The sequence below is a fragment of the Micromonospora sp. NPDC005252 genome, from assembly GCF_042872475.1.
Lineage (GTDB): Bacteria > Actinomycetota > Actinomycetes > Mycobacteriales > Micromonosporaceae > Micromonospora.
The window spans coordinates 370,160-392,332 of sequence record NZ_JBIAKN010000006.1; the positions used below are offsets into that span (position 1 = coordinate 370,160).

The following is a 22,173-nucleotide window of genomic DNA, read 5'->3' on the forward strand; positions in this document are numbered from 1 at the left end:
AGCGCCCCAAGCGACAAGCGCCCGCCCCCCGAACAGCGGGGACGGGCGCTTCGCTGTGCAGGGGACCGGTCAGGCGACCACCGACCGTAGTGGCACTCCGGCGGCGCGCAGCGCGCGTACCAGATCGTTCGTGAAGGGGTGTTCGTCAGCCTGGAGGCCCTGCGGGTTGGGGATCAGGACGTACGCCGAGGTGCCCTTCGCGGACGTCCGGGCGTCGGTGGTGAAGCGTTCGACGATGGCCCGCGTGCGAGCCAGGTCCGTCGCCGCGACCTCGATGGTGGTCGGCCGCCATCCGCCGCCCAGGTCCGCCGCGACCGGCGCGGCGGCGGCGCTGGCGCGCGCCGCGTCGGTGCCCGGCGTGCGTCGGGCGTCGGGTGCGCCCGGCGGGTAGAGCAGCGCGTTGGCCACCAGGTGCAGACCATTCTCGTTGTACGCGCGAAAGAGCGGGTTGAACGCGAACAGCACCGACCTGCCGGCGCCGGTCGGCTCGTCGACGACGGCGGCCGTGCCCTTCAGTGTGTCCGCGCCGACGGTGTAGCCGTTGGCCCAGAACGTGTCGTCGGTCGGGTAGGTGAGCACGTTCGTCCCGGTGGTGCTGGGGTTGAGGATCGGGTCGCTGTTGTTGAACTCGAAGTCCTCGGCGGGGCGGCCGAGGGCGACCGGGTTGTCGGTGTCGACGTCGACCCGCAGGTGCGAGCCGATCACCAGGTAGTCGGCCGGTTTGGTCTTCTCCGTGGTGGAGGTGAGCCCGGCGGCGCGGGCCAGCCGGGTGCCCTCGTTGCGCAGCCCGACGTACGTGTGGCCCTGGGCGATCCAGTCGCGCAGGTTGGCCTGCCCGGCGGCGGTCAGGCCGCCGGTCGGGCTGCTGCCGTCGGGGACCAGCAGCACCGTACGCCCGGTGAACGCCGCGGTGTTGTCGTTGATGTCTGCAGTGGTGACCGGCTTGAGGGCGAGGCCCCACCGCTTGCCGAGCACGTACCGGGCCTCGCCGTGCGAGCCGGACGTGGTGGAGATGCCGGTGCCCTGGAACAGCCCGACGTCGGGCAGGTCGAGGCGGGTCCCGGTGGGGCGTCCGCCGGGGGTGAGGGTGACCCCGGCAGCCTCGGCCAGGTCGTCGACCGTACGGCTCAGCCGGGTCGCCGGGATCGCGACGCGGTTGGTGGTCAGGTCCCTTACGAGCGGCACGCCGCGGCCGAGCAGGGTGAAGGTGAACTCCGCGGCGGCGGCCGAGTCCAGCGGGTACGTGTACGAGCCCCACGGCCACGCCAGCCCGCTCCGGCCGCCGGCGATCCCACGGACGAGCTGGGCCTGCGGGCGGACGTTGTCGCCCGTGTAGATCGTGGAGACGCCCATCAGCAGGGGGTTGCTCCAGGAGGACACGTCGTAGAAGTACGGGAACGGGACGTACGGGTCCTCGCCCATGATCGCCTGGATCCAGTGTTTCTGCGGCTGGTCCATCGGAATCCAGTACGCGCCCTTGGGCACCGTGACGTTGGTGGCGCTGCGACCGCCGAAGACCCGCGCGGTGGGCACGCGGGTGGGCTTCTGCACCTCGTACACCTCGACGTCCATCCGGCGCAGCCGCTCGACGAGCCGGCGGACGTCGGCGAGCTGCCGGTCGGGCAGCAGGAAGTACGAGCGGATCGTGATGTCGGGCACCGGGAACTGGACCTCATTGGTGGGCTGCACCACCTCGTTCGGCTCCAGGGCGCCCGTCCGGCCCTCGGCGAGCGCGTCGGTCCAGATGTCGAAGTAGCCGTCCAGCACCTCGCGCTTGTTGGCGGCGGCCCAGCCGAGCGTCGACCACTGGGTGTGGAACTGCTGCTGCACCCGGTCGGCGACGGCCGAGGCGCTGCCCTTCTCGTATGTCATGCCGGCCGCGCCGAAGCCGGTGGTCGGCACGGTGTCGCCGTAGCCCATGAAGAACATGTCGTACGTGTCGTAGTTGAAGTAGCACTCGGTGGTGACCGTGTCGTCGCAGGCGCCGTTGTAGCCGAAGCCGGCCTTGTTGGCCTCGCCGATCCGGTTGATCCAGTCCACCGCCTCGCCGGCGATCTCGTGGTGGATCGGGTCGGCGTTGGGCGGGAAGAAGTACTGCCGGCCGCCCATCTCGTGGGCGTCGATGAAGACCTGCGGCGGGTAGCGGCGCAGCAGTTCGAGCTTGCCGTCCGTCTCCTGCTGGGTGCGGGCGAACCAGTCCCGGTTCAGGTCGAAGCCGAACTCGTTCTGCCGCCGGGTCGCGTCGCGGCCGTCCGGGTTCTGCGTCGGGACGATGATGGTGACCAGGTTGTCGTTGCGCCGCGCGACCTCGCAGGACAGGCCGGCCGCCAACTCGTACAGCGTCTTGAGCGCCGCGTCGGTGCCGCTCTTCTCGCCGCCGTGCACGTTCGCGGTGACCCAGACGATGGCCGGGCCGTCCTTCGCCGTCCGGGCGGCCGTCCGCGCGCTCGTCCGGCGGGGGTCACGCAGGTCCCGTACGTCGTCGGCGATCTTCCGCAGGGCGGACGGCCGCACGTGGCGCTCGTTGGACACCACCGCGTACGGCAGGGGCTGGCCGAGCACGCTGGTGGCCGTCACACCCGTGACGACCCGGTCGGAGGCGCTGTCCACGGCCCCGAGGTAGGTGCGGACCTCGTCGTTGGTGACGACCCGCTCCTGTCCCGTCCCGAGGGGGAAGCCGAGCACGGCCTCCGGGGCGGGCACGCTGGCCAGCCGTGCGCTCGGGTCGGTGCTGCATCTCGACGGTGGGGCGCCGCTCGCGGCCGGAGTGCCGCCGAGCAGGGGAGTCAGACCGAGCAGGAGCGCGACGGCGGCGGCACCCGCCAGTCGCTTCGGGGGGACCATCCGGATCGGACGCGACGATGGGGCCATGTCTCGGGTTCCCTTCTTGGGGGAAAGCCTCGCAGTGGCCGGAGCCTATGAACCGGCCGACACGGCGGTCAAGGGCTGATCGACATCGGTGAGTGCGCGGGATGCCGGGGCCGGGTCCGGCTGGCAGGATGGCGGGTGGCCTGTCGTCGTCTGGAAAGGGGAGACCGTGCCGGAGACGATCACGCTCTCGGTCCATCCGGATGTTCCGTCCGCCGATGCGCGGCGCTCTCTGGCGTCCTGGCTGCGCGCCGAGGACCGGCTGCGGGACGGGGTGACCACGACACCGTCCGACGTCCTGGGTGTGGTGGTCGACGACGCCGGCGCCGTCATGGTGCTGGTCCAGGCGATCGCTGGCTGGCTCACTCACCGCCGGGAGGACGTGACGGTCCAGCTCGACCACCCGGGGTGGTCAGCCGAGGTGGACGTGCGCCGTGCGCGGGACATGGCTCAGGTGACCGCTCTCATCGAGGCCGCGGTGCGGTCGGTGACGCCCCAGGAGCAGCGCCCGTGATCACGTGATGCTCAGCAGTTGTCGGTGACCCGATTCAACTGGTGGCCATCACGTGATCACGGGCGTCGGGTACGCCTACCGGGTGGTTAGGCCGAGGCCGATCGTCTTGGTCAGCGTGGCGTTGTCGTCGTCGCCGTCGAGTGACCAGACCATCGCGCCGGCCAGGCCGGCCCGCCGGATGTAGAGCATCTTCTGCAGTACGACAGCCGGGTCGTCGTACGTCCAGAAGGTCGTACCGTCGAAGAGCCAGGCGTGCCCGGCGCGCAGGTCGCGGTGCACGGTGTAGCCGTTGCCGGCCAGGGTCTTGAGCTGCTTGTAGTCCTCGTACCCGGCCTCGAAGGTCGCCGGTGCGGGCCCGGCGGCCGGCTGGAACAGGCCGTTGCCGCCGCCGGTCACGCCGGTCCAGCCGCGACCGTAGTAGGGGATACCCAGGACCAGCTTGCCGCGCGGCGCCCCACGGTCGAGCCAGCCGTCGATGGCCACCTCGACGGAGAAGTCCGGGTTGTCCGGCGAGCCCGCCGGCACGCGCAGCGCGGACTGCTGGTTGGTCACCGCGTCCCAGCCGCCGTGGAAGTCGTACCCCTGCACGGTGGCGAAGTCCAGGTACTTGAAGATCTTGCGGCCCTCGTAGCCGGCGTCCATCGTGGCCGGGTTGGCCGGCAGGAAGGCGGTCAGCGGGTGGTGCGCGCGGGTCGTGCGGCCGTACGCGTCGAGCTGCCGGCGGAACTCGGCCAGCAGCTTGGTGAAGTTCTCCCGGTCCTGGGGGCGGATGACGTTGCCGGGCTCGCCGTCCCAGTTCGGCCACTCCCAGTCGAGGTCGACGCCGTCGAAGACGCCCGCCGCGGCACCCGGGCTGCCCGGGAGGTTGCCCTTGAGGTACAGGTCGATGCAGGACGCGACAAACGCCTTGCGGGAGGCGTCGGTGCGGGCGGCGTTGGAGAAGTACGTCGACCAGCTCCACCCGCCCAGCGAGATCAGCACCTTGAGGTCGGGGTGCTTGGCCTTCAGCTTGGCGAGCTGGCCGAAGTTGCCGTTGAGCGCCTGGCCGGGGGCATCGGCGACGCCGTCGACGCTCTCCTCGGCGGACACCGGCCGTTGGTAGTCGGCCCAGGCGTCGCCCTCGCCCGGCCCGCCGTCCACATAGCAGCGGCCGTCCTCGCTGACGTTGCCGAAGGCGTAGTTGAGGTGGGTGAGGCGGCTCGCCGCACCGGAGGCGTCGAGCTTCTTGACCGTGAAGGCCCGGCCGTAGATGCCCCACTGGGTGAAGTAGCCGACCCGGTGGTAGCCGGGCTGGCGGTCGGGCCTGGCGCCGGCGCTCGCCGCGGCGGGCGGGGCGGCGGTGAGCAGCAGGGTCGCCAGGGCGACGACGGCGGTGAGGCGGCGGTGACGCAATTGTCGCATCGGCACTCCCACGAGGGATCAAGCAGAATTAGTAAAGACACTTATCTGATTGATGAAGTTAAGCCGATCACGCTCTGCGGTCAAGAGCCGCCCATCCGCCGCCGTCCCCGCGGCGGACGGTCAGCCGACCTGGCTGTTGTCCTTGAGCGACCCCCAGCCGTGCCAACGGTCGATCTCGATCAGGGCGCTGACCCGACCACGATCACGCCGGGGATAGGGATTGCCCGTGTAGTGCCGGGACAGCCGGTCGATGTCCGCGAAATCCTCGTCGGCGCGCAACTCGGCGACGTGCCCGATGATGCTGACGTGGGTGTACCAGCCGGCCTCGTCCAGCACCGTGAGGGAGACCCGAGGATCGTTGCGGACGTGCTCCAACCGGCGGCGGCTCTCGTCCATGTTGACCAGGATCCGGCCGTCCTCCCAGAGGTACCAGGTCGCGGCGGACACCGGCTGACCATCACTGCGAAGCGTGGTGATGACGGCCGGGTTCGGCTTCTGCAGCATCTCGACCGCGGCCTCGGGAAGCGGTGGCTTGGACATGAATGCTCCTTTTCGCATGAGCGGTTACCCCTGCACGGTACGCACCCGCCCGGCCCCCGCACGGCAGGACGCGGATCGCGGCGTGCGGGAGGCCGAGGGGCTCAGTCGAGCCAACGGCCGTCGCGCATGAGGACGCGTCCCCGCAGCTCGTTGGCCTCCCGCCAGGCCAGGATGCGCCGCGGCCGGATCACGAAGTACTGGTAGGGCTCGGCGATTCCGCTCGGGTCGAAGCCGGTCCTGGTGGCGAACGCCGTACGCCTGTCGTGGCCGAGGTCGGCGGTGTCCACCGGCTCGGCGGCACCCTCGACGATGACGACGTCGCGCGTCGTGCCCAGGCTGAGTCGCACCCGGCCATCCCCCACCAGGTTGCGGCCGGTGACCGAGGCACGCGGCGTCGAGATGAGAAACACGCTGCCGTCCCAGAGGTAGGAGAGCGGGACGAGGTGCACGCCGTCGGGGGAGCCCGACGTGGCGACCCAGAGGTCGACGTCGTTCTCCAGTCTCCTGCGCGTGTCTCTCAGCCGCTCCTCACGCCCCCGCGGTGACGTGCTCGCCATGTCTTCCCCCGTCCACCTCGTGACCTCTGATCGGTTCGGTCGCCCCCGCCGCGACCAACGGCACGTCCGGCGCGTGACGCAGTCGGGCGAGGTCGTCCAGGCGCTGCTCCTCGGCGCGTGCGCGTCCCCAGGCGGCGAGACACATGGCTCAGCGCAGTTCCTGGATGCGGACCATGTTGCCGGCCGGATCGCGGAAGGCGCAGTCGCGGATGCCGTACGGCTGCTCGGTCGGCTCCTGGACGACCTCGGCGTCGCGGGCCTGCACCTTCTCGAAGGTGCCGTCCAGGTCCCGGGTGGCCAGCAGGATCCACCCGTAGGTGCCCTTGGCCATCATCTCGGCGATGGTGCGCCGCTCGTCCTCGGTGATGCCGGGGTCCGCGGCCGGCGGGGCCAGCAGGATGGACGTGCCGGGCTGGTCGACAGGGCCGACGGTGATCCACCGCATGGTCCCCTGACCGACGTCGCTGCGGACCTCGAAGCCGAGGACGTCGCGGTAGAAGGCCACGGAGGCGTCCGGGTCGACGTGCGGAAGAACTGTCGTGTGAATGGTGATGTCCATGCTGGCCATGCTAGGTAGGGCCCTCGGCCGGTACTTCTCGATTCCTGATCGATGCGGCGGGTGGCGGGCGCGGGCGCACCCGCGTGTGGGGTGTCCCGGCCGGCCGGAGAGGATGGGGCCATGACCGATCCCGTACTGCCCGGACGCGTTGTCGTCACCGGCGCCACCGGCAAGCTCGGCCGTGCCGTGGTCGCCCACCTGCGCGGCGTGGGCGTCGACGTGCTGGCGGTGGACCGCGTGGGCGGGCGCGATCCCCGCGACGTCGACGGCGAGTTCCTCCTCGTCGACCTGACCGACTACGGGCAGGTGGTGGAGGCGTTCACCGGAGGCGCCGACGAGCACCCCGGCGGCGTCGAGGCGGTCGTGCACCTGGCCGCGGTCCCGGCGCCCGGGCTGATACCCAACGCGACGACGTTCGCGAACAACTCCGCCGCGACGTACAACGTCTTCGCCGCCGCCCGGGCGGCCGGCATCAAGCGGGTGGTGTGGGCGTCCAGCGAGACCGTGCTCGGGCTGCCGTTCGACACCCCGCCGCCGTACGCGCCGGTCGACGAGGAGTACGCGCCGCGACCGGAGTCGACGTACTCGCTGAACAAGGCCCTCGAGGAGGAGATGGCGCGGCACTTCTGCCGGTGGGACCCGGAGCTGGTCATGGTGGGTCTGCGGTTCTCCAACGTGATGGACGTCGAGGACTACCTGCCGTTCCCCTCCTTCGACGCCGATCCGCGGTCGCGGCGCTGGAACCTGTGGGGCTACATCGACGCCCGCGACGGCGCCCAGGCGGTCGAGCGGGCGCTCGCGTACGACCGGCCCGGCGCGGACGTGTTCATCATCGCCAACGCCGACACCGTCATGAGCAGATCGAGCGCCAGCCTGATGGCCGAGGTCTACCCGGGTGTCGAGATCCGCAAGGAGCTCGGCGAGCACGAAACCCTGCTCAGCATCGACAAGGCGCGGCGGGTGCTGGGCTACGAGCCCCGGCATTCGTGGCGCGACCACGTCGACCAGTTGTAGGCCGCCTCGGAGCGAAACCAGGTTGTGCCGTACGCCCAGAATGTATGCGTGACCCTCGATATTGATCACGTGTACGTGCCGGTCAAGTTCGACCTCGGCGGCACGGTGCAGGACGTGGAACCGGCGCTCCCGCTGCTGGCCGCACTGGGCGCCACCTCGGTCGACGTCGTCCAGCACGAGGAGACCCGGGCCTACAACATCTCCTACCTGGCCACCCACCCGCCGGTGCTGCAGATCTCCCTCGGCACGTCGGCGGTGCGCATCGGCCGTACGACGTGGGCGACCAGCACCCAGATCGTGATCTACCCGGCGCTCGGCGTGATCTCGGTGGATCTGCGGTTCGCCGCGCCGGAGCCGGCGGTCAGCACCGAGGACATCTGCCGGTTCTACGACGACCTCGTGCGCGAGAACACCCTCGACTACTTCCGGCACCTGCGCGACCTGGACACCTTCCCGCCGAACCTGGCCGGGCACCTCAGCATGATCGAGGCCGAGCCCCGGGAGCACGGTGGGCTGACGGTGTCCGCCCACGTCCAGGCGGTCCGCGCCATCCTGCGCGAGTCGGCCGGCTTCGAGCCCCGGGAACGCCGCTACCCGTTCCAGAACATGCGCCAGTTCTTCGTCCTGCGCGGTCCCGAGCGGGCCGAGAACGAACCGCTCGTGGAGTCGTTGCTGCGGCTCTCCGCCCTGCCGGTGACCCCGGGCACGGCTGCCGACGACGGGCCGCTGCGCCTGCCCGGCCTGCTGGTCCGCACCACCGGCTGGTCCACCGTGGCGGTCCTGCACAACGGGGTGGAGGGCGCGTCGGCGGCGGCCCGCATGGTCCAGGACATGTACGGCCAGATCCACGCCCAGTGGTTCTTCTGCCAACTGTGGGTGGGGGTGGACCCGAACGACCGCGACGAACTCGTCGGGCCGGGTCACTCGCTCGGCGCGCGCATCACCCAACTGGCGCGGGTGCAGTTGCAACTGAGCCGAGGGCTGGCCGAGGTCGGCAACGTCGACCTCATGTACCGCGATCCCATGCGCATCGCGGTGGCCACGTTCCTCATCGACGGGCTGCGGGTTCCCCGGCATCTCCAGGCCGCCCGGCAGCGCCTCGAACTGCTGCGCAGCAATCTGAGCCAGCTCTTCGGGTTGCAGACGGCGCTGTTCCAACAGCGCCTCCAGTGGCTGTTCTCGGTCACCGCGGTCGCCGGCGTCGCGGCGCTGCTGCCGGAGATGCTCCAGGTCGACAGCATGCGCTGGCGGATCGTGACCATCGCCCTGTTCGGCACGTTGGCGCTGTTCTGCTGGCTGCTGATCCGGCTGCTCGGCCGTGCGGACCTTCGCACGGACCGGCGGGCCCGGCCGACCCGGACGAGGCGGCGGACCGCCCGAACGAGGCGGTGGAGGCCCTGGGGGCGCGGCGTCGGCCGCCCTCCGGGCGATCTGGCATAACCATCGGGCGTACCGACAGACCGGGATAAAGGCCCCTCAGCGGGTACGAGACGGGACCGGGTCGGCGAGGGGGTGCGGCCATGGCCGTGGTGTCCTCTGGTCGCTCGCGCTCGCCGTTGAGCTCGTCGGCGCGGCCTCCCACTGGCCGGTGCCGCGTATCGGCCGTGCGCCGCTCGCCAACCTGGTCGCGGTCTCCGAGCGTCCTTCTCCCGCCGGTCGCCGTGACCGCCGTGGCGGCGCTGATCCTCGCTGGGATCGCCGTGGCCGACGGGCGGGTCCACCAGCGCGGCGCGGAGACCAACCCGACGCTGTGAGCCGGGCCGGAAGAACGTTGTGCGGCTGCTGGCGCTTCGCGTATGTTGGCGGGCACGCCGTCGAGCCGAGAGGAGGTCAGAACAATGTCCGATGTTCTGCGCCCCCTCCGCGTATCGGCGTCCACGCGGATCTGACCCGGGGCGCTCGCTTTCCGGAGGTTCGCCATGACCAGTCTGGTCATCCGCCCGCTCGTCGCGGGCGAGGAAAACCTGTTCGACTCCATGACCGATCCGCTGCCCCAACTGCGGCAGATCGCGTACGCCGACGGCATCACCGGCGGCGGCTACCGGCCCGAGAACACCTGGATCGCCCTGCGCGACGGCCGGGTGGTCGGGCGGGCGGCCTGGCTCCTCCCGCCCGGGGCGGTGGGCGCTCCCTGGCTGGAGCGGTTCGACCTGGCCGCCGAGCCGGAGGTCGGCGCCGCGTTGCTGCACGCTGCCCACGAGGCGCTGGGCGGCCCCGGTCGGTACTACGCGGCTCTGCCCGCGCACTGGCGGCGTCGACCCGAGGTGCTGGCCGTGGTCACCGCGCCGATGGACGCGGCCCGACTCGCCGGCCTGGTCGAGGTGGGTGAGCGGCTGCGGTGCTCGTGGACGGGCACGCCGCTGCCGGCGACCTCCGGCCGGTACACGTTCCGGCCGCCCGTCGACGCTGCCGAGATCAACGCCCTGGTCGCCCGGGTCGCCGTGCCGGACGTGCTGACCGGCGCGGAGATCGCGCGTGCCGTCGGCGGCGTCGACCTGGCCACCGATCCGCTGGCCTGGCTGGGGGAGTCGACCGACCAGTGGCGCGTCGGGGTGCAGGCCGGGCAGCCGGTGGGTCTGGTCGGCACGGCCGGCGACGCCTGCTACCCACTGCTGGCGTACCTCGGCCTGCGCGACGACGCGGCGCGCGGTGAGCTGCTGGCCGAGGCGGTCCGGGTGCTCGCCGCCGGAGGCGCCCGGGAGGTGATCGCCGACGTGGACGCCCACCGCGTCGCGGTGCTCGCGGAGTTGGAGCGCACCGGGTTCCGGCAGCTCCGCGCGCGCGTGCTGTTCGCGCCGCCGGCCGAGAAGGCGTAGCCACTCGGGGGTGCGCCCCGCGTCACCCGGGGCGCACCCCGCACCGGCGGCACCGTCGGGGCGGACCGGACCGAGACCGTGCCCTCACCGCACGCCCGCTGATCCACCGGTGATCAAGAGGTTCGCGTCACGACACGCCGGTGGGATGACGCAAACCTCTTGATCACCGAGGCGGGGCGGGGGAGGAGGAGGCGGGGGTGAGGGTGTTCAGGTTTGTTTGGTGGGTGGTGTTGGACTGGATCACTGTGGTGGCCAGTGTGGTGGTGGCCGGGTGGACGCCGCCCTTCTGCTCGGCGGTGGCGACCCGGACCGTCTGCGTGAGGTACGCGCGCAGGTGCGCGGCCAGCAGGCGGTGGAACGTCTTCCCGGTGGCCGACCGCAGCGCGGCCAGCTCGTCGGCGGTGACCATGCCCGGCATGTCGTGGCCCTCGTGCGGGTTGGTCGTCGGCGCTCCCGCCTCGACGAGCAGTTGCCGGGACCGGGTCAGGTCGGCACGGTTGCTGGCCCGCACCTCGGCGGCCAGGCGTCGCCAGGCGGGGTCGGTGGTCCGGGTTGGCACCAGGTCCAGCACCGGGAGCAGCCGGTCCGTCAACGCCGCCGTCAGTTGCAGCCAGGCGATGTCGGTGGGGCTGAAGGAGCCTGCCGATCCGACGTTCGACGGTGTGGACGCGGCCGGCGCGACAGTGGGTGGCCCGGCGCTGTGCGCGGTGCCGGGAGACCCGCCGGCGCAGCCGGCGACGAGCACCGCCGCCGTGAGCAGCGCGGCGTGAGCGCGCATGCGGCCTCCTTTCGCCCACGGCGGGCGGGCCCGGCGTGACCGGACCCGCCCCTCCGTACGACGGTGTCGGCTCAGATCGGCCGGCCGTCGTGCCCGCACTTGATGACCGGACGGATGCAGTCCTGGACCCGGCGGGCCATCTCCGCGGTCGGCCAGGCGTTGAAGAAGTCGCCGTGCATGGTGTAGCCCGGACCGGAGGCCAGCCGGAAGTGCGACGGGTCGCCGTTGACCGGGTACCGCAGCACCTGCCGCAGCTTCGGCACGTGCACCGGGTGGGTGCTCGGGCAGGCCTGGTTCACCGGGTACGCCAGGTGGCTCTTGTGGTCCGGGGAGTCCAGGTCCCGACCGTTCCAGCACTGCGGGAAGTCCAGGTACGACTCCAGCATCGTGCCGGCCGGGCAGTTGACGAAGTCCTTCGACGGCGGCACCTGCCCGGCGTGCAGGCAGGACCAGCGGGCGATGCTGTCGTTCGGCCCGGTGGCCTTCGCGTTGCCCGCGACGAGTCGCAGGCCCTGCGGGATCGGTTGGGTGTTGGCGACGACGTCGGCGCGGACCCCTTCACCGAGGTAGTAGAACGTGGCGATGGCCGGCTCCACCGCGACGTTGTCCCGGTAGAGGGTCGGCACCCAGTACGACGAGACGTCCACCGCCGGGTTGCAGGTGCTGGTGGACCTCACCAGGTCGGGAAGCGTGGTGTTGCCGTTCGTCACCGTGCTGCCGAAGAAGCTGTGCATGTGTGAGGCACCGGGCAGCCCGGGAAAGACGATCGGGTCGTCGGGCAGCCGGTGGCTGTACGCGCAGTCGGCGGGGAACTCGGCGACCCGGATGACGTTGGCGACCGGGGCGGCGTCGGCCCGGTCGGTGGTCCAGGCCAGGTACGTGCCGAGGAGCGTCAGCAGGGCGCCGATCGCCGTGGCGATGCGTAGCCGGCGGGGGACGTGGGAGAGGGGTGCGGCCCTGTCCATCTCGTGACTCCTGTCGGGGACGGGTCAGGGACAGCTCCGACGCCGCCGCCGAAAGACGTCGGAGAGTGTCCTGGCCGAAAGGGGGTGGTGGCCCGGGAACCGGGGCGAGAGAGCGCTCTCACCACATCAGACTGTTCCCCACGTCGACGGTTGTCAATACGTGCGCAGTTGGTGGAAACCGCGGCGGGAGGGGCAGCCCGACACCTCGGACTGCCCCTCCCGTGGAACGAGGACGTCAGAAACCGAGTACGGCCCGCCCGCCGACCACGGGCAGCCGCACCTCACTGTCGTTCGGCGCGACCCGCAACTCGGTGCCGCCCAACGGCAGCAGCGTGTACTCCTGGTCGCTGGAGAAGACGACCACCCCGATCCGGTGGCCCGCCGGGAAGATGTAGTCCTTGGGCTCCATGGTCCAGCGGTAGTCGTACAGCTTGCCCTGCTTGACCGGCTCGGTGCGCGCGGCGCTCTTGCGGTTCTGCGGGTCCATCCAGCCGCGGGTCACCACGGTCGGCGCGGCGGTCGACCCGGCCGGGCCGTAGTCGACCAGGTACGCGGTGAGGTTCGCGTCCGGCTTGTTGTCGATCGCCATCCGCAGCCGCATCTCCGGGCGCCCCGAGATGCGCACGTTCTGCGTCAGCGCGGGGGAGCGGTACGCGAGCCGGTTGGCGCTGGCCGTGTCCGGATCGGCCACCAGGGTGTCCGGGTGGATGGTCCGTCCCTCGTCGACGAAGCTCTGCTCGACCTTGGCCTTCGGCGGCTTGCCCGTGGTCAGAGCGCCCGGCGCGGTGGCGTCGGTCGCCGCGAACCGCAACCCGACCTCACGCGCGGCGGGGTCGGGCCAGTTGGCGTACGTGGTGTAGGCCCGGTCCTCGCGCTGGAGCACCGCGGTCGGCTCGTCCATGATGCCGTTGCGCACGTTCCACAGCCAGAAGTCGAACCAGCGGTTCTCGGTCTGCTTGTAGGTCCAGGTGTGGCCGTCCGGAAGCGTCACCGAGGCGCTGCTACCCGGACCGCCGTGCCCACCCTGGTGCAGCCAGATCTTGCGCGGCACGTCGCGCTTCGCGAGCTCGTCCCACCAGCCGGCGAAGTGCTCGGTCTTCACGTTCCAGTCGTTGAGGCCGTGCACGACGAAGACGCTGGCCTTGACGTCGCGGGCGTCCAGGTAGTCGCGGTCCTGCCAGAACTTGGAGTAGTCACCGGTGACCCGGTCCTGCTCGGCGGTGATCGTCGCGAGCTCGTCGGCGCAGGGCCCCTCGGCGCGCGCCTGCCCGGCCGTGTACTGGGCCAGGATGTCGAGGTCCTCGCCCTGGAACGTGCCGGGCGCGACCACCAGACCGTTGGCCCGGTAGTAGTCGTACCAGCTGCTGATCGCCGAGACCGGCACGATGGTCTTCAGGCCCTTGACCCCGGTGGTGGCCACCTGGTTGGGCAGCGTCCCGTTGTAGGAGACGCCGGTCATGCCGACCGCGCCGGTGGTCCACCCGGCGGTGACCGGTGCGCCGTTCACGTCGTACGCCTTGGCCCGCCCGTTGAGCCAGTCGATGACAGCCTTGGTGCCGAGCGTCTCGGCCTGGTCGCCGCTGGTCGGGCAGCCGTCCGAGTCGCCGGTGCCGACACTCTGGCCGAGCACCACCGCGTACCCACGCGGCACGTAGTAGTCGTCCAGCGAACCGGGCAGGTTGGCCTTCGCCTGCGCCCGCTGGGCTTCCACCTCGACCACCCGCCGCCCCGAGCGGTCGGTCACGCCGTTCTGCGGCAGGTCGTCGACCAGCACGCTCGGGTACGGCACGTCACCCCAGGTGCCCTTGCGGTACGGGCTGTGCTCGAAGATGACCGGCACCTTGAAGCCCTGGGTGGCGGTCTCCCGGGGGCGGGAGATGTCGATCGCCACCCGGTCGGGACGGCCGTCGTGGTCGGTGTCCACCGGGGTCTGGACGAACACCCGCTCCTCAATGGCGTCCGCGAGCGAGAACACCGGTTGGGTCATGCCGTCGGCCACCACGATGCCGGTGGGCGCGGAAGGCGTGGGCGGAGCGGCCGCCGCGGTCGGGGCTGTGCTCAGCACCAGGGCGCCGGACACGCCGACGCTGAGCAGTGCGAGATGGCGGGGTCGACGCATGCGCGTCTCCCTTCGGTCGGGCTGGCTGCCGGGTCCCGGCACGGACCAATCACGAAGATCCATTCGTCGCCATGCTAGGTGCGAGTGGGCGTCGCGTCGATCCCCTCGGGCCGCGCCCGCGCTCGTTACTGGCCCTCCCAGACCGCCTTCGCGCCTGAGTCGCCGGTACGGACCACGTAGTACACGGCGATGGCGGCGGCCACCACCGACAGCACCTGCAACACCAGCGTCAGCGCCTTACCGGAGCGCGCGCCCTCGGCGCCGCGCGGCGCGGCGAACCAGACCAGCGCCAGCGCCACGACCCCCAGCCCGATCGCGGCGTAGAGGGTGAGGTCGCCGAAATCCTGGTGCGCCTCCAGCTTCGGGACGAACTCGGGCGTGACGCGGTTGGCGGAGCGCAGGCGCGCGAAGAACGCGTCGCCGGTGAGCTTCGCCAACAGGGCGGCGACCGGCGCGCCCACGGCGAGCAGGCCCAGCACCCAGCGTGTGTGCGGCCGGATCGGCGCGACGAGCGCGTACGCGACCGTCAGGAGGGCCAGCAGCGGCACGAACACGACCGCGGCGTGCAGCACGAGAGGGTGGGCGGGGATACCCATGAACTCCTCGAACATCGGCGTCTCCTCCGAAAGGGGTGGACGTCGATCGTCCGGGAAGGACGTTATCGGTCGCGCGCGGACGTGTCAGCCCTCGGGCTCGCCTCAACTGCGCGAGCGCGGCAGGCAGTCCTTCTTGTACTTCAGGCCCGATCCGCACCAGCACGGGTCGTTGCGCTCCGGTGGCCAGGGGACCCGCGAGCTGGGTCGCGCCGACACCTCGACCGCGTAGCCGGCCCGGATCGCCGCGTCGGTCGGGTCGCCGTCGCGGCGACCGGCGAACGCGTCCAGGCCGGCCACTGTCGCTCTGAACACGCCCAGCCCGGTCCGGCCGGCACTCGTCAGCCGTACCAGCTCCTTCTCCAGCCTGGCCCGGTGCGCGTCCCAGTCCGGCCCGTACACGTCGGTCAGCTCGGGGTGCTCGGCGAGCAGGCGGTCGAACTCGGCCCGGGGCCAGAGGAGCAGATCAGAATCGGCGCCCTGACGCTCTGCGGCCCGGCGGACGAGCTGGTTCTCCAGGCGGTCGGCCAGATCGTCCTGCCGGTCGTGCGGCAGGTTGAGATTCCGGCGTACCCGGTGGCGCTGTTGCAGCAGGAAGAAGAGCACACCGGGCGCGTCCGGCGGGCCGACCTCCGGGTCGGCCACAGCCCCGGCCCGCTCACCCAGCAGGGTGTCGACCGCCTCGCTGAGCCAGGTCTCGGCGATCGCCGAACGGCCGGCCGCGTCCAGCGCCGCGCTGATGTAGGCGGGCGCGTCGGGCTGCGTGAGCAGCAACGGCCGCAGCGCGGTCAGCTCCGCCATCGCCTCGTCGTCCCGACCGCCGGCCTGGAACATCACCCGGGCCCGCAGCGCCCGGACGACGCCGGCCCGGGGATCGTCGGCCGACGGGTACGCCGCGAGCGCCTCGTCCGCGTACCGCAGCGCGGCATCGGGCCTGGCCCGGATCTGGGCGATCTCGGCGGCCAGGGTCAGCGCCTCCCCGGCGTCGTCCGGATCCTCCAGGCGGCCCTGCCGGGCCGCCTCGGCGACGTCGGCGGCGACACCGAGCGGGTCGGCCGCCCCGAGCGCCGAACGGCGGAGTTCGGCGAGGTCAGCCTTGGTGAGTACGTCTCTCGTCGGCACGACCTCACGGTACGTCGGCGTGCTTCCGCCCGGCCGAATTATGGCCATCTGCCGTCAACCAGACCTCGATAGCGTCCGGTCGTCAGTTTCTCGACCAGATCGCACAAAGGGACTTCAAGGGTGACGCGCGCACGTCCCGCTGTCCGCTCGTGAACCACCTGGATGCTCGCCGGTCGGGGGCGGATGCCTCGGTGAGCGATATGACTCTGAGGTATATCTATACCTCAGAGTCATAACGCTCGAGGTAGTCTCCGCCCGCACGGACCTCACGCTGCGTAGCGGCCCGGCCATGCCGCCGGTGCGCAGTCGTCAACCCGCCATGGCCGGCAGAGCCGCCCAGGTCGGCTACGGAAAGCCTCCGAGGTACGCCGGCATGTGCTGCGGGCCGAGACGTGTCGATCAGAACTCCTCGTACACCGCCGGGTCTTGATCCGCGAGCCGCCCGTCCGGGCGGCCCAGCGCGGTGATGGCCTCGACCTCCGCGTCGGTGAGCTTGATGTCGAAGACGTCCAAATTCTCGATCTGGCGCTGCGGGGAGGCGGCCTTGGGCAGTGGGATCACCTGGCGGGCCACGTGCCAGGCGAGGATGGCCTGCGCCGGGCTGACGCCGTGGCCGGCCGCGATCTCCACGATCGTGGGGTGCTCCTGCAGGTCGTTGCCGTGCCCGAGCGGACTCCAGCCCTGCACGAGGATCCCGTGCTCCCGGTGGTAGTCGATCGCCTCCTGCTGCGGGAAGTACGGGTGCACCTCGATCTGGTTGACCACCGGGGCGACCCCGGTCTCGGCCACCAGCCGGTCGATGTGCTCGGGCAGGAAGTTGGACAGGCCGATGTGTTTCACCAGCCCGCGCTCCCGAGCCTCGATCAGCGCGCGCCACGCCTGCACGTACAGGTCAACCTTGGGGTTCGGCCAATGGATCAGGTAGAGGTCGATCCGGTCCAGGCCGGTGCGGTACACACTCTCCTCGATGGTGGTCAGCGCCTCGTCGTAGCGGTGGTGCCGCCCCGGCAGCTTCGACGTGACGATCAGCTCGTCGCGTACGCCGCCCGCCGCACGAGCGGCCCGACCGACCGCGCCCTCGTTCTCGTAGTTCACCGCGGAGTCGATCAGCCGGTAGCCCGCCCGGATCGCCTGCCCGATCGCGTCGACACCCGCCGCGCCGTTCAGCCGGTACGTGCCGAGCCCGATCGCCGGCAGGGTGGTGCCGTCCGCAGCCGTAAGGTGGGGAATCGTCATGATTGGACCCTACCCGTGGGACGTTGGCGGTGTGCCGCAGCGTTGGCGCCACCACCAATGACAGCGCCGATGCCGAATGCGCTTACCGATTGAGGTCGGCGAGCATGCGCTGGTACGCGATGGGGTGCACGACCGGAACGGCGTACTGTCGGGCCTTCTTGGCCTTGCCGGACATCGAATCGGGGTCGGCAGCCACCAGGAGGCGGGTCTTCTTGGTGACGTTGTCGCCAACCTGCAGCCCCGCAGTCCGAGCGTCCTCTTCCCAGGACCAGCGTGGTGGTTCCATCGCCCCGGTGAAGACGATCACGTCGCCGGGTCGGAGCCGCCAGTTGGTGTGCGGCCGGGTCACGTCGGCGTCACGAGCGGTCTTGAGGGCATGGTCGACGTCGAAGGCCTGCAGCCCGAGCAACGAGGCAACCTGGTCCAGATCGTGGCGTTCGGCCGACGTGAGGACGTTGTCCTCCAAGGCCACAGCCGCCAGACTCGCCAGGTAGGTGCGGTGCAGGTGGTCGACGTCGACTCGGGCGAGGCCGAGGTCTTCGGCCGTGGCGACGAGCGCGTCCGCCTCACTGTTGGAGATGTGCCGGTCAAGCAATGCCCGGTCGAGCAGGTCCAGGTACGCGTCACCCTGCGGTTCGCGGAGCCGCGGAAGCCGGTCCACCAGACGGGCCAGGAAATGCTCTTCCCGGTGCCCCAGTTCGCGGCGCGGCACCGGCACCACTGCTTCGGCGGCCAAGGGCGGCCAGGGGGCAGCCGCAGCGGCGTCGATGACGGACGTCCACGGCGGTGGCGTTCCCGCGTCCCGCAGGTAGCGGGCCAGAAGCTGCGCGGCTGCCCGCGCGTCGTGCAGAGCGGAGTGTGCCTGGTGCGGTGGCAATCCCGCTGCGCGACAGCAGTCGTGCAGGCTGCGGCCGGCCGACGGCAGGAAGTGCGCGGCCAGCCGCATCGTGCACAATCCCTCTGCGGGGCTGATCGGCGGTTCAATCTGCAGCCGGCGGTACTCGGCGAGGAGGAAAGCGGCGTCGAAGTGCAGGTTGTGGGCGACCAGCACCCTCCCGCGAAGGAGACCGGCGAGGTGACCTGCGAGCCGGCTGAACTGCGGTGCGCGCCGTGCCTCGGCGGCCGAGATGCCGTGGATGAGTTGCGGGCCGAGGTCCCGGTCGGGGTTGACCAGGCTGCACCACTCGTGCGTCACCTGCCCGGCGTCGTCGAGGTGGATGACGGCGACCTCCACCACGCGGTCGTGCCAACTGGTGCGCAGGCCCGTCGTCTCCAGGTCGATAACTGCGTACACGTCGAGTCGACTCCTTAGATCGTGGCCGGAGCGGAATTGTCGGCGGCCGCGCGCAACCAGGCCAGCCACCGTGCGGGCAACGGCTGGGGTTCGCCCAGAGCGCGCAGGTACCTTCGGCGATACCGCGCCTGCTCGGTGTCCTGCCAGAGCTGAGCGGTCATGGCGACAGCCGATGTCAGGGCCAGCGCCGTCCCCGCGACCGGCGAGGCGGCGCGGGGCTGCACGGCGAGCCGGACCGCCAGATCCTCGTGATCCGGCACCTCGGTGTGCCAGGCGAGTGGGGCGAGCTTCGACGTGGACACCGCACGCTGCCGGTCGACCGCTTCGGCGTAGGCGGACCGGTGCTCAGTGATCTCCGTGAGGAGCTCAGGGATGGTCAGTACGTACCCCCGCAGCGTGCTGACCAGTTCCGGTGGCAATACGTCAGCGAGCCTGTCCAGAATCGCGACCGGCGTCTCCCGGTCCCACCCCACCAGGCATCGCCCCTGCAACATCCACATGATCCGAGTGAGCTGGTCGTGCTGCGCGGCGTCATCGAGGCGTACCACCCACGCCCCGCCGGCACGTCCGGTCGGGCCGAGCCGCCACACAGCCAGGGACTCGGCGCCGTCCGTGTCGGGGCCGATGGCGAGAACAGCGTGACCACGCGCCCCGGGTACGTAGTCAACGGGTATCGAAAGTTCGCTCTCTGCTTCCTCGGGTGCTGCCATTCCGCATCCTTCATGATCGGCGACGGGAGCATCACAGTAGGTGTCAACGTGGTCACACCGGCTCAACCGGAGCGGCACCTCATCGCGCGCAGTGTCCAGACGCGAGTGACTGAAAAGATCACGCGTGCGGTGCGAGTGGGTCAGGACGTCGCGGTGACCGGCGGCTGCCGTGTTCATGGGGTCAGTTCGTGGTGCTGGCGGTCGGTTGGAGGTGCGTGAGCAGGGTGCCCACCTCGGTGTGCAGGCGCCGTAGCTCCGCCGCTGTCGGGGCCAGCTCATAGCAGTGATGGTGCGTGGCGGTGGAGAGCGTCGCCCAGGCGAACGCCACCCGCCGGGCGGTTTCAGTGCCCGGCCCGAGTCGGCCACGCAGCATCAACTGCTTCGCGCGGCCCTGCGGGCATACCGCCACGGCCGGCTTGACCCGCTGCCAGTAGCCGTCGACGCCGCCCTCCAGGGCGAGCCGGATCAGGCAGGCGCAGGCCCGAGGCCACCAACCGGCGCTGACCGCCGCGGCACCGAGCAGACCGGACCCGCGCAACAACTGGTCGGCCGCCGCCAGGCAGCGCTGCGGCGTCGGCGCGGTCACGACAGCGCCGCCGCGAGGAGGCGGGCGTCCGCGACCAGGCCGGGCAGATCCCCCAGGTTCGCACCGTGCACGCCCTCCCGGCACGCCTGGTACGCGTTCACCGCACGTCTTCCGTGCCGGCGGCCGAGCCAGCCGAGCACCTCGCCGCCCTTCTCGGCATCGTCGAACGCCGCCATCGCGACGATGGTGGCCAGCCGACGCGACGCGTCCACGATGGCCGCCTCGATGTCGGCGTGCGGAACGCCCCGCGCCACCCGGGTCCGCCAGACCGTCCGGTGGCAGGCAGCCTCCACCGCCGAGCGGCACAGCTCGGCGACCACTGGCCCGCGCACCTCGGCGGGGATCTCCTCGTTCCGCGACAACGCGTGCGCGTCGTCCAGGTAGCGGGCCACCGGGTCGGAGCCGGGCCGCAGCGTCACCACCGACTTCTCCGCCCGGGTCACCTCGATGATTCGCGCCTTGCCGATGTCGAGCCGGCGCACCGCGTCCGGCAAGCGCGTGTCGTGGGTGAAGACCACCACCTGCCGCTGCTCGGCCAGCGCGGCGAGCACCCGCGCGAGGCCGTCCACCTTCGACGGGTCCATGCTCTGCACCGGGTCGTCGACCACGATGAACCGGAACGGGCTCTCCGGGGCGCAGCTACGCGGCAGGAAGGTCGCCAACCCGAGCGCCTGCATCTCACCCTGGCTCATCACCCCGAGGGCCGTGCCGTTGTCGGCGCCGTCCACGCTGACCGGGAAGACCACGCGCCGCCGGGTGTTCGCGCCTTCCAGCGTCATCGCACCCAACTCGACGTTGCTCTCCTGCCGCAGCTGCGCCCAGATCTGCTGGGAGTGCTCCGCGAACGGCGCGACCCGCTCGTTGCGGATCTGCGTACCGGCGTCCTTCAACCAGGCGCGCGCGGCCTTCAACCGGGTCAGGGTCGCCTCCCGCGCCGGCAGCCCGTCGGCGGCGGCCACCCACTCGCGCACGTCGGCCGCCGCGGCCCGCCAACCGGTGTCGCGCTGCCGCAGGAACCCTTCGGCGTACGCGCGGGCCGCGTCCGCCGCGGTCACCACCGCCGGGTACCGCGCGGCCAGGTGGTCGGCCAGTTCGGCCGGCTCCCCAGGTACGCGCCGCAGCGCGGCCACGGCGTCACGCAGTGCCCCGACCGTCGGCTCCGACCCGGGGCCCTCGGGCACCACGAGGTCGTCGATCAGGTGGTGCGCCTGCCGCAGCAGAGCCGTCAGCCGGGTCGTCGCCGTCTGGGCGGCGACGCTGCGCTGCCGCAGCTCGGTGAGCGACTGCGCGGCGGCGGCACGCCACCCGCCGTCCAGGGTGCCGGTGGCGCACACCGGGCACGACCCGTCGCCCTCGTCGTCGTGGTGTTCGAGGGCGAGGCGGAGCAGCTCGGCGCTACGCAGCGCGGCCCGGGACCGGCCACCGTCGTAGCGCAGCGCCTCCGCCGCCGCCTCCCGCAGCTGACCGGCCAGCCGGGTCACCTCGTCGACCGGCGGCGGGGCGAGGGCGGCGAGCTCCCGGCAGAGCAGCACCTCCCGGTCGGCGGTCGCCTCGTCCGGCTCGTCGAGGATCGCCGTCACCGCGCCGAGGTCGACCGCACCCCGGCCACGCAGCAGAACGGCGGTCCGCCGAGCCCGATCGTCGGCGATCCCCGCAAGCGCGTCGGCCAGGGCGGTGCGCTGTGCGCGTACCTCCTTGACGGTGGTGTCGTGCGGCCGGGCGGCGCGCAGCAGACGCTGGTCGGCGTCGGTCAGCGCGTCCAGGCCGAGGATCGCGAAGAGCGCGTCGAAGAGCTGGCTCTGCGTGCCAGCGGCGAGCTTGCCCAGCTCGGCGGCGGTGAGGAACGGCCGGTACAGCTCCAGCGGGCGGGCCAGACCCAGCTCGGAGAGGCCGGTGTGCCGACCCTGGGCGCTGGTGACGGTCACCTCGGCGTCGGCCAGTTCGGCCCCGACCGGCCACGCACGGTTCACCCGCGTCGGCGTGGCCACCCCGTCGACCCGCAGCTCGACGTCGACCCAGCACGGGTCCGGGCTGTGCAGGTTGCGCCATCCCGTACGCCAGACGCTGGTCTTGTCGGCCCACCTGGCGCTGTCACCGGTCAGGGCGAGCTCGACGGCCTCGGCGAAGCTGGACTTGCCGGAGCCGTTGCGGCCCACGACCAGGGTGAGGCCCGGGCCCGGGTCGACCTGGAGGGTCCGCTCCGGACCGACGCCGCGGAACCCGGCGACGGTCACCGACTTCAGCCAGATCCGCTCCGCCGGACCGTCGTCGGTAGGGAGGCGGGTGTCGAGCCGGGTCGGGGTGCCGGCGAGGGCGGCGGTCAGGTCGTCTTCGCCGGTGAGCGCGGCGAGGACCAGCTCGGCGGTCTCGGTCGGTACGTCAGCGGCGGCGAGCCGGTCGAAGATCAGCTCGATCAGGGGCGTGGTGGGCGGGGGAGGCTGGGTCATGGTCGTCTCCAGGCGTGTGGTGTCCGCGGACCGACGGGTCGTCGGTCCGCCCGG

19 protein-coding genes are annotated in these 22,173 nt (G+C 71.6%); 4 read left to right on the top strand and 15 right to left on the bottom strand.

All coding sequences use genetic code 11. The features are described 5' to 3' along the window. Nucleotides 1-69: 69 nt before the first annotated feature. Complete coding sequence (locus ACFYPH_RS20140; protein WP_387183676.1) at nucleotides 70-2,844, bottom strand: M14 family zinc carboxypeptidase; 2,775 nt, start codon at nucleotides 2,842-2,844, stop codon at nucleotides 70-72. 193 nt (nucleotides 2,845-3,037) lie between these two features. Here ACFYPH_RS20140 and ACFYPH_RS20145 point away from each other — a divergent pair, with 193 nt between their 5' ends. Further along, nucleotides 3,038-3,382, top strand: a complete 345-nt coding sequence (locus ACFYPH_RS20145; protein ID WP_354862326.1) for a hypothetical protein — start codon at nucleotides 3,038-3,040, stop codon at nucleotides 3,380-3,382. 75 nt (nucleotides 3,383-3,457) lie between these two features. Here ACFYPH_RS20145 and ACFYPH_RS20150 read toward each other — a convergent pair whose 3' ends face one another. The 4 genes from ACFYPH_RS20150 to ACFYPH_RS20165 all read right to left on the bottom strand — a co-directional run bounded on the left by ACFYPH_RS20150 (nucleotide 3,458) and on the right by ACFYPH_RS20165 (nucleotide 6,439). Next, entirely contained in the window at nucleotides 3,458-4,783 is a 1,326-nt protein-coding gene (locus tag ACFYPH_RS20150) for a glycoside hydrolase family 18 protein (RefSeq protein ID WP_387183679.1), read from the bottom strand. A 120-nt stretch (nucleotides 4,784-4,903) separates the two neighbouring features. Further along, nucleotides 4,904-5,323: a PPOX class F420-dependent oxidoreductase gene (locus ACFYPH_RS20155; protein WP_355066333.1), complete on the bottom strand. Its 420-nt coding sequence runs from the start codon at nucleotides 5,321-5,323 to the stop codon at nucleotides 4,904-4,906. A gap of 101 nt (nucleotides 5,324-5,424) precedes the next feature. Next, nucleotides 5,425-5,880 (bottom strand): pyridoxamine 5'-phosphate oxidase family protein, encoded by a 456-nt coding sequence (locus tag ACFYPH_RS20160; RefSeq protein WP_387183682.1) that lies wholly within the window; start codon nucleotides 5,878-5,880, stop codon nucleotides 5,425-5,427. 148 nt (nucleotides 5,881-6,028) lie between these two features. Then, complete coding sequence (locus tag ACFYPH_RS20165) at nucleotides 6,029-6,439, bottom strand: VOC family protein (protein ID WP_354862333.1); 411 nt, start codon at nucleotides 6,437-6,439, stop codon at nucleotides 6,029-6,031. Between the two features lie 120 nt (nucleotides 6,440-6,559). Between ACFYPH_RS20165 and ACFYPH_RS20170 the strand changes: the two genes are divergently transcribed. From ACFYPH_RS20170 to ACFYPH_RS20180, 3 genes are all read left to right on the top strand, one after another. Then, on the top strand, nucleotides 6,560-7,453 hold the full coding sequence (locus ACFYPH_RS20170) for an NAD-dependent epimerase/dehydratase family protein (RefSeq protein WP_387183685.1): 894 nt from the start codon (nucleotides 6,560-6,562) through the stop codon (nucleotides 7,451-7,453). A gap of 48 nt (nucleotides 7,454-7,501) precedes the next feature. Further along, on the top strand, nucleotides 7,502-8,893 hold the full coding sequence (locus ACFYPH_RS20175; protein ID WP_387183688.1) for a hypothetical protein: 1,392 nt from the start codon (nucleotides 7,502-7,504) through the stop codon (nucleotides 8,891-8,893). Nucleotides 8,894-9,372: 479 nt separating this feature from the next. After that, nucleotides 9,373-10,269 carry an acetyltransferase gene (locus tag ACFYPH_RS20180; RefSeq protein WP_387183691.1) on the top strand — a complete coding sequence of 299 codons (897 nt, stop codon included), beginning with the start codon at nucleotides 9,373-9,375 and terminating at the stop codon, nucleotides 10,267-10,269. Nucleotides 10,270-10,432: 163 nt separating this feature from the next. Here ACFYPH_RS20180 and ACFYPH_RS20185 read toward each other — a convergent pair whose 3' ends face one another. The 10 genes from ACFYPH_RS20185 to ACFYPH_RS20230 all read right to left on the bottom strand — a co-directional run bounded on the left by ACFYPH_RS20185 (nucleotide 10,433) and on the right by ACFYPH_RS20230 (nucleotide 22,119). Further along, the gene (locus ACFYPH_RS20185) at nucleotides 10,433-11,047 is read right to left on the bottom strand and encodes a DUF305 domain-containing protein (protein ID WP_387183694.1); all 615 of its coding nucleotides are present in this window, start codon (nucleotides 11,045-11,047) and stop codon (nucleotides 10,433-10,435) included. Between the two features lie 71 nt (nucleotides 11,048-11,118). Continuing rightward, nucleotides 11,119-12,012 (bottom strand): DUF1996 domain-containing protein, encoded by an 894-nt coding sequence (locus tag ACFYPH_RS20190; protein WP_355138622.1) that lies wholly within the window; start codon nucleotides 12,010-12,012, stop codon nucleotides 11,119-11,121. A gap of 235 nt (nucleotides 12,013-12,247) precedes the next feature. Continuing rightward, a complete protein-coding gene (locus ACFYPH_RS20195) occupies nucleotides 12,248-14,131 on the bottom strand; it encodes a Xaa-Pro dipeptidyl-peptidase (protein ID WP_387183698.1) in 1,884 nt (627 codons plus the stop codon). Between the two features lie 125 nt (nucleotides 14,132-14,256). Then, on the bottom strand, nucleotides 14,257-14,742 hold the full coding sequence (locus tag ACFYPH_RS20200) for a DUF2231 domain-containing protein (RefSeq protein ID WP_387183701.1): 486 nt from the start codon (nucleotides 14,740-14,742) through the stop codon (nucleotides 14,257-14,259). Between the two features lie 87 nt (nucleotides 14,743-14,829). Then, the gene (locus ACFYPH_RS20205; RefSeq protein WP_387183703.1) at nucleotides 14,830-15,846 is read right to left on the bottom strand and encodes an SEC-C metal-binding domain-containing protein; all 1,017 of its coding nucleotides are present in this window, start codon (nucleotides 15,844-15,846) and stop codon (nucleotides 14,830-14,832) included. A 399-nt stretch (nucleotides 15,847-16,245) separates the two neighbouring features. After that, nucleotides 16,246-17,082: an aldo/keto reductase gene (locus ACFYPH_RS20210; RefSeq protein WP_387183706.1), complete on the bottom strand. Its 837-nt coding sequence runs from the start codon at nucleotides 17,080-17,082 to the stop codon at nucleotides 16,246-16,248. An 82-nt stretch (nucleotides 17,083-17,164) separates the two neighbouring features. Continuing rightward, nucleotides 17,165-18,376 carry an exonuclease domain-containing protein gene (locus tag ACFYPH_RS20215; protein ID WP_387183709.1) on the bottom strand — a complete coding sequence of 404 codons (1,212 nt, stop codon included), beginning with the start codon at nucleotides 18,374-18,376 and terminating at the stop codon, nucleotides 17,165-17,167. A 14-nt stretch (nucleotides 18,377-18,390) separates the two neighbouring features. After that, nucleotides 18,391-19,263 (bottom strand): DUF6218 family protein, encoded by an 873-nt coding sequence (locus ACFYPH_RS20220; RefSeq protein ID WP_387183712.1) that lies wholly within the window; start codon nucleotides 19,261-19,263, stop codon nucleotides 18,391-18,393. 4 nt (nucleotides 19,264-19,267) lie between these two features. Further along, nucleotides 19,268-19,672 (bottom strand): hypothetical protein, encoded by a 405-nt coding sequence (locus ACFYPH_RS20225; protein WP_387183715.1) that lies wholly within the window; start codon nucleotides 19,670-19,672, stop codon nucleotides 19,268-19,270. After that, complete coding sequence (locus ACFYPH_RS20230) at nucleotides 19,669-22,119, bottom strand: AAA family ATPase (RefSeq protein WP_387183719.1); 2,451 nt, start codon at nucleotides 22,117-22,119, stop codon at nucleotides 19,669-19,671. The genes ACFYPH_RS20225 and ACFYPH_RS20230 overlap by 4 nt, the downstream gene beginning before the upstream one ends. Nucleotides 22,120-22,173: the final 54 nt, after the last annotated feature.